Genomic DNA, 17,051 nt, shown 5'->3' on the forward strand with positions numbered 1-17,051 from the left:
TGGCGGATACACGCGAGATTGGGGGGTAATGCCAGCTTTTCTCTGAAAATTCAACGCCCGCCAGAATCGGCCGGTTTCCGCTCCGGCGCAAACTGCAGCCGGAGGCTGGGAAAGGACGAAATCGCCTAGAAATCTTCGAGCCGGTTCTTCAGCCAACGAGCGGCCCGCTCAAGCCGCGGGTGCTCTTCTTCCAGTTCTTCCAACACGTCGATCGCCTTCTCGGCGAAGCATTCGACGATCGAGGAAGCCTGCAGCGCCCAATCGGGAAGCTGCTCCGGCTGCCATGAACCGGTGGAGAAGGAAGCGGCCGCTTCGACCAGCTCTTCCTCCTCTGCGCCATCGGACGGAAACTCCCAACACTCTTCCAGCAAGCTGAGATTGCCGAACGCCGCGTCAACGTTGTGCTCGTCCGAGCTGGGAAGCGACAGCGGAATCGCTTCTCCTTCCAACAGCACGCTGGCGGAAGTTTGAATCGCCAGCGATTCCGTTTCGACCAGCGGATTCGCCGGCGGAGAGGTTGGCGGCAACTGAATCGGAGTGCCGTTCGCCTGCGACGCGCCGATGTTCCGAATCAAATAGATCAAGTCGACGAGCGAAACGTAGCCGTCCCGATCGAAGTCATACTTGTACGCCCCAGGCACGTCGGCGACCGGATCGCCAATCTTGCCGATCAAGTAGGTCAAGTCCGTCAGACCGATCACGCCATCGTCATCGACGTCGTAGGGGACGACTTGCAGCTGGGTGGTTGGAGCGCCGACTTGTTGGCCAGGGACTACGCCGAACCAATTGGTCGTGATTTCAACGTCGGTTAGCGAGAACGACAGGGCAATCGGCTGAGGATAGTCGCCGGAAATATTGTTGGCAATCTGGGAGTTGGTATCGGGTTTGAATCGAAAGCTGCCGATGTGCAACAGTTCGCCAAGTTCGAAATCGGAGTTGTCGAAACCGCTGGCGTCGATTGCGATGATGTCGCCGCTAGTGTTGACGTCCAAGCTGGCGACGCCCCTGCTCGGAGAAAAATCCTCCAACCGAAACTGCTCGTTATTAAAGTGGAGATTCATCGAGACGTTAGTTAATTGATCGATTCGCGGTTCATCACGACGCACCCAAACGTTGACAGTAAAGGAATCCCATTCGGTAACGATTTCGAGGTCGGCGGGAAGCGCGTCGACCTCGCCGAATTGGTTGGTTTCGGGGCTAGACCCGTTGATGGTTAGATAGGCCTCCGCAGAAGGGATCGTTTGAATTGATATCGAATAGACGCCGCGTGCGCCATCGGAGTCGATCGCTGTGATTCTGGAGGCTATATCTCGTCTGGCGCCTTCCAGAATCGTATAACTCCAATCCCAAGTGCCATCGCCGTGATCAATCAATTCTCCCAGCGATGCGGTGAGGGAGACAACGTCGGCGGATGTATCCGAATAGAAGCCGGATGTCGTTACGGTGTCGCCAATTTTGGCGAAAAACTTGGCATTCTCCATTTGAACGACTGGCGGCGGATTCGTTACTTCCAGGATGAACGAAACTTGTCGCTGGTGCAATCCGTCGCTCGCCGTGATGACTACTTCGTGGTTCGTTGAAGGGCCAGTTGCCGGAGCGGCGTAGCTCCAGCGCCAGGTTCCGTCGCCATTGTCGATGATTTCGCCAAGCGAAGCGGAAAGGGAAACCGTTTCTCCCTTTAAGTCGCCAAACTCACCTCCGTTGACGGCGGTCTCTGAGAGATCAATCGTGCGTTCTACCAAGTCGACCGTAACGTACGGCGTTTGCGTGTCGATGTTACGCGAAGCGGTGGCGATCACGTTACGAGTATTTGTCACTTGCACGCTGATCGCCCAATCGTCCGGTAGCTCCAACTCGGAAAGGGGCAGCATGACATTCATCCCTACCGCATCATCGTACATCCCGTCGCCATCCAAATCCCAGGCGAATTGAAGATCGGACACCGGATCTTGAAAATCGAACGATCCGTACGCGCTGAGGAGAAGGCTTTGCCCATCAGGGGATTGGCGTGGGTCGGCGATGCGAGCGACGGGGCCAGCAGTAAACTCAAGACGATGCGGTTCATAATTGGCGTCGCCGGTCTCGGTTCTGAAGATCAGTTGGTCGCCAAGTTGGGTGATCCACGTAAAGTTTGGACCGCCAGGGACGTCGGTTACACGAACGGTGCCTTCCGCGGTTCCATCGGTTAGCCACAATTGGAAACCATGATCTCGATCGAATCCGCGAAAGTAGGCTTTCCCGCTCACATCGACGAGTAGATCGAATATCGTCGAGGAGGTTGTCTCCGCTAGTCGCAGGACTTTGCTCGCGCCGTCAGGCTCACCGTTGGTTTTCCAAAGCTCCCACGGTTGATCGGTCCGGTAATAAAGCGCGTCGGCATAAGAGACGGTGAAGTAGACATCTCCTTGGAAACCGGCTTTTGGCTCGATCCTTGCGCGTTCGGTGAGGGTGATATCAGTCAGGCGAACGGCAAGGCCTGTGGCGGGATCAAACTTCCAGAGCTGGTCGCCATGTTCGGCGGTAGTCGCTTGGAAGTAGAGGGCGCCATCGATTGCGACAATTGCGTAGGGATCGGAAGACGCCTCTCCTGGGGCGATGTTCGCAACCAAGAACGTTCCTTCCACCGTACCATCGCTTCGCCAAAGTTCTCGTCCATTCGTGCCGTCACTCGCTGCGAAGTACAGGACGCCGTTCACTTCGGAAAGCGACCTGGGCCTTTCCGGAAGATCGGTTAACGGGATTGTTCCGGTGGGAGTGCCGTCCGATTTCCAAAGCTGATAATCGTGGACCCCATCAGTTGCAGTAAAAAAGAGGGCGCCATTCGACGCGACAAGATTCATGGGGATGGATGCGCCGAGCGGATTGATGTCGGCCACCATCGCAGTTCCGACGCTGGTACCGTCGCTTCGCCAAAGCTCTTCGCCCAAGAGACCATCGCTGGCGTTAAAGAATACGGCGCCATTCAGTTCAGTTAGACTTTGAATCCTAGACGGAAGGCTGACGATCGGAACTGTTCCATCGGTCGTTCCATCCGATGTCCAGAGCGTTCCAATCGAGTTTTGATATGTGGAGAAAAAAAGTGTTCCCTCAACGTTCAGGATGACGGTAAACAGAGGTCCGGTCTCTTTGATAAGAGCGGTTCCTTGCAGCGTACCGTCGGTTCGCCACAGTCCGAATCCAAAGTCGTCCGACGGCGCATTGAAATAGATATAGGCACCCAGTCGGATGAAGCCGGCGGGGTTCGAGCTATATGACGAGATAAGATCCGCGATCAAATCGACCTGCGGTTGGGGTACGACCGCCAGGGAAAACTCCGTTGTGCTGACGACGCCATCCCCATCGCTCGCAGTAATTGTGACCGTCTGAGCGTCAGCGACCTGCACGTCGCCCAGCGACCAGAACCAGGTTCCATCGCCGTTGTCGACGACGGTTCCGACCGAGGCGCTTAGCGTGACGGGAACGCCGTCCTGATTGAGGAGGGCGCCTGAGTTGGACGCCGTCGATCCGGTGACGAAGTTCACCGAAGTAGCGTCAACTTCCAACGCAGGCGGTGCAGGCTCGACTTTCAAATGAAATGCAGCACCAAAAAAAGCGCCAAGCTCATCGTAGACGTAGATCACGACCGTTTTGCTTCCGAGTGGAGCTTGCGAGGTGTCGTAGCTCCAGGTCCATGTCCCATCATCGCGGACAATAATTTCGCCGACCGAAGCGGTTCCGTGCACGACGTCAGCAGGAACGTCGCTATACGTTCCGCTATTGACTGCGAGCATACCATGGGACACGGTGACGCTGGTCTCCGCGACTGTTGGAACAGGGCCAACGTTGTTAACGCGCAGCTGAAAGCTGACGCTTGCGCTATGTTCGTCGGAACTGGCGGTGATGGTGACGGCTTGAGAATCGTCGGGACCATCTTCGGTCTGATAGCGCCAAGTCCACGTACCGTCGCCATTGTCGACGACTTCGCCGATTGATGCGGAAAGCTGAATCTCGTTCCCGAGAATGTGGACCAGTCGTCCTGAGTAGACGGCGACTTCACCTTCATTCACGCTTATGCCGTCATCGTCGTTGACGGAAATAAGCGGAACGTTCGGATCGATGACGAATGATCGGGTCGCGATGTTTCCATCCGTATCAATGACGCGGAGCGAAATATTGGCCATACCAATCGTCGCCAGGTCGGCGATTGAAATTGATGCGTTCAATCCGCTGGCGTCGTCATAATTGCCATCGCCATTAAGGTCCCAGTCGAACTGCAACTCACTTAAAGCGTCAAGAAAGTCAAACGTGCCAAGCGCACTGAGAATCACATTTTGCACGTCAGCGCTGATCTGAATCGGCTGTAGACGGATTACTGGCGGCGTGTCGAGTTGAACGAAGAATGATTCACGACCAACCTGTTCAGTTTCTCCCTTGAAGAATAACGTACCGTTCGGACCTGCGCTCGGCAGCCCCTCAATCGTTCCGGATTGAGTTACAAAACTGGTAATGCGCGTCGTTCCCTCGGGCGTACCGTCGGTGCGCCATCTTTGAAAACCGTATGTGTCATCGTAGCCGCGAAAATAGACGGCGCCTTCTACGACGAGTAGCGGCAATGGGTAACTCTCGATCGTCGTTGGCGGGAATGAGGCTAATAGAATTTCCTCGCCAGTTGATTCGTCTAGTTTCCAAAGTTCGTCCGAAACGGGACCATAATAGGAATCTTTAATGAAATAGAGATCGTCGCCGATCCTCGCTTGGGCGACGAGTTGACTGCCGAAAACGCCAATCGCGCTAGTGATTGGTTGAGTACCGGATAGAGTTCCATCGCTGGTCCAAAGTTGGTTCGCAAAACTAAAGTAGAACTGACCGTCGACGACACGCAGACCGCCCGCGTCGGCTATGGGAAGAGCTCCTGCCGGCGTATTCACGTAGAGCTGCGTCGTTTCGCCGACGGTTCCGTTGGCCTTCCAAATGGTGTCGTCCGGCCCGAGAAAATAGACGACATTGCCGACGGCGGTTGGAAAGTACGGTCTTTGCGTCGATTCAGATGAGTATAAGTCCGTGACCATCAGCGTTCCTTCCGCAGTGCCGTCAGTCCTCCACAACTCATTCCCATGAATGCCGTCATTGGCGACGAAAAACAATAAGTCATCGGTCGCTGTTAAGTCTCGGATTTCGGTTCCGGTCGAACCTGGAATAATATCGGCGACAAGATGAGTTCCCTCCGTCGTTCCATCGGAGACCCAAAGTTCTTGTCCGTGAATTCCGTCGTCCACGTTGAAATAGAGCAAGTTCCCTGCAACCGCGGACGCTACAGCGGAACCGGGGCGAAGGTTCGTTGTAAAATCGTAGATCAGAATCGCTTGGTCCGTCGTTTCGTCGTATTTCCAAAGATCGTAGCTTTGGTCGTCAAAGTAGTTTCTGCGCCTTAGAAAATAGAGTTCATCATTAAAATCGACTAGTTCCACGATACCAGTGAACGTTGATTCGATGATCGTCGTCCCATCCGGGGTTCCATCCGTCTTCCAGAGCGTAACGGGAAAACTACTTGGATAGGTCGTGAAATAGCCCACCTCTCCAATCCAGACAATTGGCGAGATGTAATTGAAAACGTTCCCCGGTTCCGTATCCTTCAACAACTGAAACTCAACGCTCTCGACCGTCAGCTCAAACGTCGTCTCTACCGACGCGCCAGCGCCGTCATCCGCGGTGATCGTTACCGTTTGCGTGTCGCCTACCTGTACGTCTCCCAGCGTCCAGGTCCACGTGCCGTCGCCGTTGTCGACGACGGCGCCGACCGAGGCCGAGAGGTTGACCGCGTTGGCGAACGTGCCGCTGTTGGTGGCGGTGGAGCCAACCGCGTAGACCAGCGCGCTCGCGTCGGCGGCGATGGTTGGCGTCGGTTCTCCTTCCAGCAGGTCGGCTTGCGGCAGCAGGTCGGCGGCCAGCAGGTCGCGGACTTCCAGTTGTTCGGCTTGCAGAATGTAGGGGCGTCGACTGGGTCGAGCGTGGGCGCGATCACTGCGCACCGGATTCTTGCTCATGACGAAACGGCATTCCGGCGGGGGAGACTAGGAACGGAGGAGTCGAATTAAGCTCGGAAATCAGCCGCCGGAGACGGGAAACGCATCCCTCTGTGGGGCCAGTGGATGGCCTGATTGTAATGCCTGGGAGGGATAGCGAAACGCAAGAATGCAGGCCCCCGGCCCCATTTCGGCAAAAAATTAACGCCCGCCCTGTTCGCAAGAGGTGGGCGGGCGCATTTCGGGTGAGAAATCGCCATCGATTGGCGAGATTTTGACGGGAACGACTAGAAGTTCCCGAAGTGGTGCTTCAGCCAATCGGCGGCGCGGCCCAGTTGCGGGTGCTCTTCTTCCAGGTCTTCGAGCAGCGAAATCGCCTTGTCGATCACGCATTCGACGATCGACGACGCTTCGATCGCCCACTCCGAGTCGAAGTCAGGCTGCCACGGGAAATCAGGAAGGGCGAATTCCGCTTCGATGTCGACTTCTTCTTCGTCGTCCGACGGCGACTCCCAACACTCTTGGAACAAGTTGAGATTGCCGAACGCGGCGTCGATGTTGTGCTCTTCGGAAACGGGGAGCGACAGCGGAAGCGCTTCTCCTTCCAAGAGAGAACTTGAGGTTGACTGGATCGCCAGCGGTTCGGCTTCCAGCGAAGAGGAAATCGTTGGGAACTGAATCGGAACGCCGTTTCCTTGCGTTGCGCCGATGTTGCGAATCAAGTAGACCAGGTCGATCAACGAGACGAAGCCGTCGCGATCAAAGTCAAACGGGTACGACGCCGGCGTGGTGGCGACCGGATCTCCAATCTTGCCAATCAAGTAGGTCAAGTCGACCAGTCCAATCGCGCCGTCATCATCGATGTCGTACGGAATGACTTCAACTTGGGTGGTCGGCGAGCTGGACTGCACGCCGGGGATGTCGGTGTAGAGGAGCGTCGTCTGTTTCAGGTCAATGATCGAAAAGCCGAGATCGACCGGGTCGGCGTAAGCGCCTTGCGTCGTATTCGGCACGCCGCCATTGGGATTGGGGATAAAGCGGAAGCTGCCGATCAAAAGGAAGTCGCCGTTGCCGCCGTTGAGGTCGGCGAAATTGCTCGCCGAAACTTCGATTTGGCCGCCAACATCGTTCACCGTCATTTGACTGAAGCCGGCGCCGGACGCGGAACTGTCAAGCTGGAACCAGGCGTCATTGTAGCCAAGCGTATAGTCGATCGTTTGCAGCAGCGAACTGGTGGTCGGGTTGCGCTCGATCCAGACGTTGACGGTGAAGGGATCCCACTCGTTGATGGCGCCCAAATCGTCGGGCAACGTCGTGACGACGCCTGTTGCGTTGGTCGTCGCCGCCGCATCGTTAATCGTCAAATGGACCTGGACCGGGTAAACGGTGAAGAGCGATTCGTACAAGGTCATCGAATTGCCATTCACGTCGGTGATCGTAATGTCGACCGACTGGTAATCGTCTTCATTGATGCTGGTCTGATAGCTCCAGCTCCAAGTTCCGTCGCCGTTGTCGGTGATGTCGCCGAGCGTCGCCGTGATCGAAAGGATGTCGGCCGAACCGACCGTGTACGTGCCGAACTTCGTCGCAAGTTCCCCTTTCAAGGCGAACTCCGGCGATTGCGGGTCGGTCTCGATTACCGGATCGGCGTAGAGGACGGTCAGATCAAACGAGAGCTGCGACACTTGCACGCCGTTGTCGAAGTCGATCGTGACGGCGGTCGTGCCGATATCGTCCGCATCGGGAACGTAGTTCCAAGTCCAGGTTCCGTCTCCATTGTCGATCACGTCGCCAAGCGACGGGGTGAAGACGATCGTGCGACCGAAGGCGTCAAAGTATTTGCCGCCGTTAACCGCGAGATCTCCATCGGACACGGTGAGGGCGGCGTCGTCGAGCGTCAGATTGACTTCGTCGGCGCTGAACGTCATCGTTGCGAAGCTGGAGTTTGCGTCGAGGTCGGTGACCTTCACGCTGACGTCCCAAGAGCTGATGAAGGTCTGATCAGCCAACAAGACGGTGGGATTGAAGCCGGCGGCGTCGTCGTATTGTCCGTCCCCATCCAGATCCCACTCGAAGGTCAAATCGGCGACGGCGTCTTTGAAGTCGTACGAGCCGAGGGCGCTTAGCTCAATCGAGAGGCCGCTATTGGTCGTTTTCGGCAACTGAATCATCGCGATCGGCGCGGCGTCGATATTCAGCACGCGCGGCTCGAACCCGCTGGTCGTATCCTTGGCGATGAAGAGCAGGTTATCGCCAAGAAACGTCAGGCCGAAAGGAAACGAGTCCCCTTCCATCGGCGTCAGATCAGTGATGCGCACCGTGCCTTCCGCCGTGCCGTCGGTCTTCCAAAGTTCGAGACCGTGGTCGACATCGTAGCCGGTGAAGAAGAGGGCGTCGCCGTAGACCGCATACGGCAAGTCTTGGAACGTGAACAAGAGGGGGCTGAGCCCTGTTACCAGTTCAGGACTGGAGTTGACGTCGGTCGCTTTCCAAAGCTCGAACAGGTCGCCGTTATAGAGGCTGAAGTAGATGTCCCCTTGAAAGACGAGCAGCGGCTCGGTGGCGCCGATGCCAAAGTTTTCCGCCGTGATCGCGACGGTTCCGCCCAGGGTTCCGTCCGACTTCCAGATATCGCCGGTGGTGTTGGAAAAATAGAGCGTGCCGTCGATGTTGCGCAGGCCGTTGTAGTCGGCGCCATTTACGCCGGGGACCAGTTCAAAGGCGAGCGTCGTCCCCATCTCGGTACCGTCGGTCATCCAGAGCTCTTCGCCATGCATGGCGTCACTGGCAGAGAAGTAGAGCGCTCCGCCGAAGTCGGTCAGATAGGAGGGGTCTGCCAGGCCTGTCCCGATCCGAAATGTTCCCTCGTCCGTTCCGTCGGTTCTCCACAGCTGCACGCTGGAAAGCTGCTGATCGTAAAGCTGGAAGTAAAGGAGATTGCCGGAGGGGGTCAGTTCGGCGATCAACGGGGAAGTCTCGACCGTCGTTAAATCTTTGACCAGCATCGTTCCCTGAGCGGTCCCGTCGGTCTTCCAGATTTCGGTCGAGGAAAAGCCGTCGCCGCTCGTGAAGTAGACTGTATTGCCGACGGCGACCGGATCGAACGAAACCAAGTCGAAGAAGTTCTGAAAGCTGGTCAGCTGGACTGTCCCTTGAGCCGTACCATCGGTCGCGTAGAGTTCGTAACTAGATCCGTTCAAGCTACCTTCGAAGTAGAGGAGATTGCCGAACGTTTGCAGCGAGCGAATATCGGCGAATGCCGGAAAGCCGACCACCTGTTCGGTGCCGGCCGTGGTGCCGTCGGTCTGCCACAGGCTATAGAAATTGGAGTCGTCGATACCGGCGAAGTAGGCGACGCCGTTCAGTTCGGCGTAGCCCAAAGATATGAACGAGAAGATGTCGCTGGGATCGCTGCCGGGGTAGACGTCGACCAGCAGATAATCGGCGACCGCCGGCTCGGCTTCGAGGAGACTTGACTCGATCATCAGATCGGAAGCCAGCGGGGTGCGTATCTCGAGTAGTTCGGTGCAGCAGGTTCGCAGGCGACGGCGACGAGAGGAGGAAGGAGCGAGGTCAAGGCGCAGTGACTTAGTGCTCATGTCGATTCGGCGTGTTTTGGGTTGATTGGCGAGGGGGAGAAGATCAAACCAGCCCGCGTGCAAACTGCCGTGATCGGGGAGCAAGATCGTCGGCAGTATCGATAAGGTGGCGCGATTGTAACGCGCGTCGCCGAGCGAAGGGACAGCAGAAACGGAGGGTTTCCGACATTTCCCGGAAAAGCAAGAACGCGCGGCTCGACTGTTTCACGCCGTGAAACGCCGTCTAAGAGCGGATTCGCCTCTAGCCAGATAGGGGGCTCGCGTGCCGTACTAGTCGGCGTCTGGCCACTGGTCGAGCCAATGGATCAGCCGACCAATGCGCGGACAATCGTCTTCCACTTCTTCCAGGAGCGAAATCGCTTTTTCTACGACCGACGCATACTTCGCCGACTCTTGCAGCGCCCAATCGGGAAGGTGCGGCGAACTCCAAGCGGCGAGTTCCGAGGAGATCCGCTCCAGCAGCGGTTGCTCCACGTCGTCGTCAGTCGGCAACTCCCAGCACTCGGCCTCGAGTGCGAGATTGCCGAACGCCGCGTCGATGTTGCCGGCGTCATCCGACTGCGGGAGCGCAGGCGGGGGAAGAATCGCTTCGCCTTCCAGCAGGGTCGACGTCGATTGGATCGCAAGCGATTCGCTTTCTAGCGGAGCCGGAGGCGGTGGCGGCGGCAGAACTACGCCATCTCCATTGCTGGCGTTGCCGCCGATGTTGCGAACGAAATAGGCCAGATCGATCAGCGTCACAAAGCCGTCGTGATCGAAGTCGTAGCGATAGACGCTAGGGTTGGAATCGACGCTATTCCCAATTCCGCGAAGGAAATAGGTCAGATCGATCAAGGTGATGTAGCTGTCGTCGTCGACGTCGTAGGGGACGACTTGCATCTGGGTTGTGGGGAAGCCTGCCTGAATGCCGGGAACGTCGCCATAGACGTCAAACGACAATTCGAAGTCGGTGGCGGTGAACTCGAGATCGGAGACAGGCTCGGGATAAGAGCCGTCGGCGTTATTGGAAAGACCGCCTTGGGGATTCGGTTGGAATCGAAAACTACCGACCAGGAAGTACGCCTCTTTTCCGACGACGCCCGACGCCAATTGAGCGGCGGTGATCGCCAACGCGTCGCCGTTGTTCTGAACGGTCAATACTCCGACGCCGCTGCTCGCCGAGTAGTCAGCCAACTGAAACCAAGTGCTGTTGAAGTTCAGGTTCAGCGAGACTCCCGTAACGTCATGAACGTACTGCTCGTCGTAGCGAACCCAGACGTCGACGGTAAAGTCTTCCCATTCGTGAATCGATTCCAAGTCGTCTGGAAGAACGTCGACTTCGCCGGCCGCGTCAGTGACGGCCCCGTTATCGCTTGTCGTCAAAAAAGTCTCGATTTCTGGCAAAACGGTCAGCGTGAACGTCACTTCGTCCGATCCTCCGTTACCATCTTCGGCCCGGATCAAGACTTCCCGACTGCCAGTAGGCTGAACGCCGGCCAGCGACCAGGTCCATGTGCCGTCGAGATTGTCGACGACGGTTCCTTCCGACGCCGTGAAGGCAAGGATGTCGTTGCCGGGATCATGATAAGTGCCGGTGACTTTGGCGGTTGATCCGAGCGAAGCGTACGGCGTCGAGTGATCGGCCGCAATCGTCGGCGGCAGGTTGTTGATCGTCAGCTCAATGGTGACGGTCGACTCGCCGCCGTCGGGATCGGTGGCGGTGATCGTGACCGTTTGCGGGCCGGCCAAGCCGTCGATCGCATCGTAGGTCCATAACCACTTGCCCGTCGCCTCGTATTGCGCGATCGTGCCGATGTTGGCGACTAACGTAACCACATCGTCGCCGGGGTCTCGGAACGTGCCGCCAATGGAGACAAATCCACCTTGGTCGACGGTAAGCGTCGTCGCATTTGCATGGACGACCGGGGCCAGGTTTTCGACGACAATCGTCTGACGAACTTCCCGCGTCATCCCAACTTCCGCACTGGCGGTCAGTACGATTTCGTAGCTGCCTTCGTCTGCAGGAGTAAATTGAAGGTCGAACAGTTCGCTATCTTCGATGCGGATTAGCGGCGTCGAATCGCCGTCTTTGAAAACGAAGTAGCGGAAGGTGAAGGGATCGGCAGGGTTGACCGACTCGGTCGTGCCGCTCATCACTTCGATCGGGGTTCCTTCCTGTCGCGGAACGCTGATCGATTCGAGGATCGGCGTTGGCGCCGCGGTGATCATGCGGACCGTCGTCGCCGCATCGCGGAAGAACCCGAAGTTGTCGGTCAGGCGAACGAAAATCTCGTACGTATTGCGGGGAGCGAGCCCAAGGTCGGCGAGGGTTTGTGCTGTGATTGTCGGCGACATGCCGGTCGCGTCGTCAAACTGGCCGTCGCCATCCAAGTCCCAGGTATAGCTGACGATCGTGTCTCCCTCGGCAGGAGGCGCAGCCATCAGGGGAAGATCGCTTTCGTCGTCGATCACGTAAGGACCGCCGGCGTCGGAGAAGAAGCGGAATCGCTGTGAGTAGATCCCCTGGCCATTTCCGTCTTGGTCGTGACTGGTCCAAACGACGACGACGTTTCCGGCTTCGTCGAGCGCGACTTCGGGAAATTCCTGCGTCCCGGGAACGTAGGTATTGATCTGAAATTCGCCGCCGATCTTCGTGCCGTCCGCGGCGTAGCGCTGACCGAAGATGCCGTAGCCGTCGCCGTCTTGATTTTCGCTTTGCCAAACGATGACGAAGTTGCCTGCGTTGTCGATCGAGACGGAAGGGTAGGATTGGTTATCCAAAATGCGGGTACTTACGTGGAACTCGTCCCCAACCGGCGTTCCGTCGGCGGCGTATCGCCTGGCATAAATTCCGCTGAGATGGCCATCTTGCCCAACGCTAAGCCAGGTGACGACGTACGATCCGTCCGCCGCCATCGCGACGGATGGTACTGCTTGAGGGTCATCGAGGTATGTGTTGACATGGAATTCGTCGCCAATCGTTGAACCGTCGGCGGCGAACAGTTGACCGTAAACCCCAGAGAATTTGGCGTTGGGTTCGTAACCGGTCCAGGTGATGACAAAGTTGCCCGGGGCATTCATCGTTGCGCTGGGGGAGACTTGACTACCGAAAGTCGACGTATGGACGCGGAATTCTCCGCCGAGCTTAGAACCGTCGGCGGCGAAACGTTGGGCGTAAACTCCGTTATTATTACCATCTTGTTCATAGCTATCCCAAGCGATCACGAAGGCGCCGCTGGCGTCCATGGCGATCGTCGGGCGCTGCTGCGAGTGGCTTGTATAGGTATTGACCAGGAATTCCTCGCCAAGCGCGATCCCGTCCGCCGAAAAACGTCGCGCGTAGACGTTACTCGAACGGTACCAGGCGACTGCGAAGTTTCCCGCGGCGTCAAACGCGATGGTCGGAGTCAGTTGGTAACCCGTGGTATACGAGTTGACTTGAATCTCTCCGCCGATCTTCGTCCCATCCGCGGCGAATCGTTGTGCGTAGATCCCTTCCGCGGAGCCGTCTTGTAGGTCGCTGGCCCAGACGACGATGTATTCTCCCGAGTCTTTGATCGCGATCGCCGGCGTATTTTGGTCATGTTGAGTCGTCGTATTAACGATAGATTCTTCGCCGAGAAAGCGGGGGATATCGACTGAGAAGTGGAAGACGAAATCTCCGCCGTCGAGCCCGTCTTGGTCGCCGTCCAGGCGGCGTCCCGCCAAATCGGTAGCGCTGTCGAAGAGGGTAAGCGTGAACTGGCCGTAGTTGACCAGTCCGTCCAGCAGCAATTCGACGATCGTGCCTCGGCTGTTGGAATCGGTCGTGATCTGGATTACCCGCGAAGTGACGTCGACGCCGTCGAGTTCGAGACGCCAGTGAGCGAAGTCCGTGATGGCGGCATAGCCGCTGGTCGCCAATATTTCGCTGAACTGAAGCGATATCCGATCGACGCGATCGCTGACCGCGCCATGATCGGCGATTGATTCTTCCCCGGCGTAAACCGAGACGACCTGCGGCGGCGAAGTTGAGAAACGCTGGGCGAAGATATATTCCAACTCGGTGAAGGGGTCGCTGCTAACCCAGCCGATGACAAAGCTTCCCTGATCGTTGATCGCCACCGCCGGATCAAACTGTTCGTAGACGGTGGTCGTGTTTACGAAGAATTCGTCGCCATCCTTCGTCCCATCCGCGGCGAAACGCTGCGCGAAAATGCCGGAACCGCTGCCATCTTGCATGTCGCTGCCCCAAGTGACGACGAATCGACCATCTCCGGTCATCGAAACGTTGGGGGCCGTTTGATCGGATGTTGCGTACGAGCTGACGACGAAAGCGTCGCCAATCGGAACTCCCGCCGCCGAGTATCGTTGTCCGAAGATATCGTTGGCGTAGGTATCTGGCGTGTCTTCAGCCCAGACGAGGACGTAGTTCCCCTCGTCATCCAAGGCGACGGACGGTTCGTCGCTTACCGTATAGGTACTGAAGAGCACCGCATCTCCAGCTGGAGTTCCATCAGCGGCGAATCGACGAACGTAGAGGCCGACGCTGTTTGCGTAATAGACGTCAAATTCGCCTTGGTTATTGAGCGCGATTGTCATTACCTGCGTCGATGTTGTAGTAGCGATGGCGATCGGATCGCCAATCGCTACGCCATCGGACGAAAATCGCTGCGCAAATACTCCTCGCTCTTGGTAGCTCTTGCCATAGCCGCTCCAGGCGATGACAAAATTACCAGCGTCATCCATCGCCGCGACAGGTTTGATATTGTTTGTGGTGACGTATGGATTGACCGAAATCTTGTCTCCAATTTTCTCGCCATCTGCGTTGTAGCGTTGAGCAAAGGGCGCCCCGCCGAGCCCGATCCGCCAGACAATCACATAATTTCCGTCGCTGTTGATCGCCACCGACGGTTCAAACTGTCCCATCTCGGCAGGATCGACCTGGAACTCACTTCCCGCCCACGTGATCAAATCAACCACAATCGTCTGGCGAACTTCATCGCTCCCGCCATCTTCGTCGCTGACCGTCAGCACGACGTCATAGAAACCGATTTCGGTCGGCGTGAACTGGAATGTGGTTAGATCGACGCCCGATCCGCTGAACTCTGGGGTCGCCTCCCCGTGTTTGTAGATGGCGTAGTTGTAGGTCAACGTATCGAGCGACCCGGCCGGATCGCTCGCGCTGGCGGAGAGGTCGATTGGGCGGTCGACGGGATAGGCGTAATCGAGCGGATCAAGCGTCGCGGTCGGATCGACGTTGTTGACGACCAGCTCAAACGTGAACGTTGAGATCGCGCCGAAGGAATCTTGGGCGGTAATCGTCACGATGGTTCCGGCGCTCGGACCGTCCGCCACGGGGTACGTCCAGCTCCATGTGCCGGCTTGCACGTTCTGCATGATCTGACCGATGTCGGCAGACAACGTCACTTCGTTTCCTTCGGGATCGCTGAACGAGCCGCTATTGGCGGCGGTCGACCCTTCGTCAGCGGTGACGACTGCGCTGTCGATCGTCACGTCGGGGGGGAGATTGTCGATCGAGACAGACGCGACGCCGTACGAGATGGCGCCTGCCTGGTTGGTGACCTTCAGTCCGATTTGCAGTTCCTGTGGAGTGTTGAGCGTTAGCGTCGGCATAACGCCGACCGCATCGTCGTATTGGCCGTCCCCGTCCAGGTCCCATTCGAACGTCAGATCGCCAATCACGTCGACGTCGTCAGTCGTTCCGCTGGCGTCCAGTTGAATGGTTGTGCCAGGCGTCGCAGCGTAGGGGCCCCCGGCGTCGACATTCGGCCCAGATCGCAGCGCATACAGGCCGCGCGGATTGCCGCTAACCGAGGCGGCGAAGACGACGCCATTGGATAGGGATGCGAGCCCGACTGGAGTCCCAATGGTTTGAAAGGTGCTGGTCTGTATTTGAAACGTGCCGCTGGCCGTTCCATCGGTCGTCCAAAGCGAGTTGCCTCCTGAAAAGAAGATCCCTTGGTCGGTCCCCCAGAGCTCGGTGACGTTCACTCTGGCCAGCCATTGCGTTCCGCTGAGAGTACCGTCAGTCTTCCAGAGTGCGGCGGGATTTCCATCTTTTTCGCCGACGACGTAAAAGTCCCCCTGGAAATACTTATACCAGCTGACTTTGCTCAGGCCGACGTTCTGGAAATCGAGGAACAGCTCCATCGCATCGGCCGCCTCGTTCAGACGCCATACCTGACGGTAGCCAGGGGCCGAGTTTGCGCTCGAATAGAAATCGAACAACAGTTCGTCGTCGACCGTTTGCAAATGGATCGAATCGACCGCCAATGGCGTATTGAGATAGAACAGCGGCGTGGCGTTTCCGCTGGCGTCGACCTTCCAGATTGGATTCGCGGTGTTGGCGTCGTCCGGTAAATAGTACAGACTACCGCCGAAACTCTTCAAAAACGGCGGCGAGGAGTTTACGACCGTCGGCACGTCGGCGACGCGGTAAGTGCCGGCTTCCGTCCCGTCGGTTCGCCACAGCGTTTGCTGATTTCCGGTGGCGTAGTCGACAAAATAGACGATATCGCCGACGGCGGTGAAATAGTTGGGAACCGAAAACTTCTGTTGGTTCGAGGAGAGGAGGCTGACCGTCCCTTCCGGAGTTCCGTCCGATTTCCAGAGCTTGCTCGCCGAGGAATCGCCGAGGTAGTTGAAAATGATGTTGCCGTTGGCGTAGGCCGGATTGAGCGCCGTGAAGTTGGAGAGCGGAACGCGCTGCTCAACCGTGTCGCCGTCGGTACTCCAGAGACTGTATCGAGTAGCGTCGCGTGCCGAAAAAAAGAGTTCGTCCTCGACGGGAAAAAAGCTCCCAACGTTCGATCCCTTGGAGCCGGAGTAAATATCCTGCAGGAGGTGCGTTCCGTCGACCGTGCCGTCGCTCGTCCAGAGCTCCCAGCCGATGCCCAACTGCAAGGCGGTGAAAAAAATCTGGTCTCCAAACTGGGCGTAGGTGTAGTTGGAGTAGAGCTCGTTTGCATTCGCGGGATTAAACAGGTACTGGGTCGTGTAATTGTGCACGACCAAAGCGAACGTCGATGTCGATTCCGCCCCCTCGGAGTTGGTCATCGTGAGCACGACGTCGTACTTCCCGACATCGATCTTCTTGGTGTCGATGCTCCAGTTCCAAGTTCCCGTGCCTGGATTGAAGGAGGTGATCTGACCGACGCTGGCGGAAAGAGCGACCGCGCCGGTCGTATGTCCGCCATTGGTCACTTGCGTCCCGGTATAGCCGGCGACAGTGGCGACGTTAATGCTGTTGGTCGCCAGCGGCGCGCTGTTCGTCGTCACCAGGTCGCCGTCATCGGTCAGAAGCCCAGTGAGACCGTCCCCGGACAGTAGTGAGCGGACTTCGAGTTGCTCGGTCGCCAAGGGGGAGAAGCGGCGACGTTTTGCGCAGCTTCGGCGCGGTTGGGGAGCGCGAGATTTAGCCATGGGAGAGGGGATCCGTAAGATGCTGGCTCAAGGGAGAAGGGCGGAC

General features: G+C 57.4%; 3 protein-coding genes. All 3 read right to left on the bottom strand.

Going from position 1 to position 17,051, the window contains the following annotated elements; genetic code table 11:
- Positions 1–125 precede the first annotated feature (125 nt).
- The 3 genes from LOC68_RS17020 to LOC68_RS17030 all read right to left on the bottom strand — a co-directional run bounded on the left by LOC68_RS17020 (position 126) and on the right by LOC68_RS17030 (position 17,005).
- Positions 126–6,023, bottom strand: coding sequence for an ELWxxDGT repeat protein (locus tag LOC68_RS17020; RefSeq protein ID WP_230220947.1), 5,898 nt, complete (start codon positions 6,021–6,023; stop codon positions 126–128).
- Between the two features lie 266 nt (positions 6,024–6,289).
- On the bottom strand, positions 6,290–9,601 hold the full coding sequence (locus LOC68_RS17025; protein ID WP_230220949.1) for a hypothetical protein: 3,312 nt from the start codon (positions 9,599–9,601) through the stop codon (positions 6,290–6,292).
- Between the two features lie 270 nt (positions 9,602–9,871).
- On the bottom strand, positions 9,872–17,005 hold the full coding sequence (locus tag LOC68_RS17030) for an Ig-like domain-containing protein (protein WP_230220951.1): 7,134 nt from the start codon (positions 17,003–17,005) through the stop codon (positions 9,872–9,874).
- Positions 17,006–17,051: the final 46 nt, after the last annotated feature.

This window comes from Blastopirellula sediminis, from assembly GCF_020966755.1.
Taxonomy (GTDB): Bacteria; Planctomycetota; Planctomycetia; order Pirellulales; family Pirellulaceae; genus Blastopirellula; species Blastopirellula sediminis.

Coding starts and splice junctions, on each gene's coding strand:
- LOC68_RS17025 (WP_230220949.1), bottom strand. CDS start 9,601: ATGAGCACTAAGTCACTGCGCCTTGACCTCGCTCCTTCCTCCTCTCGT.
- LOC68_RS17030 (WP_230220951.1), bottom strand. CDS start 17,005: ATGGCTAAATCTCGCGCTCCCCAACCGCGCCGAAGCTGCGCAAAACGT.
- LOC68_RS17020 (WP_230220947.1), bottom strand. CDS start 6,023: ATGAGCAAGAATCCGGTGCGCAGTGATCGCGCCCACGCTCGACCCAGT.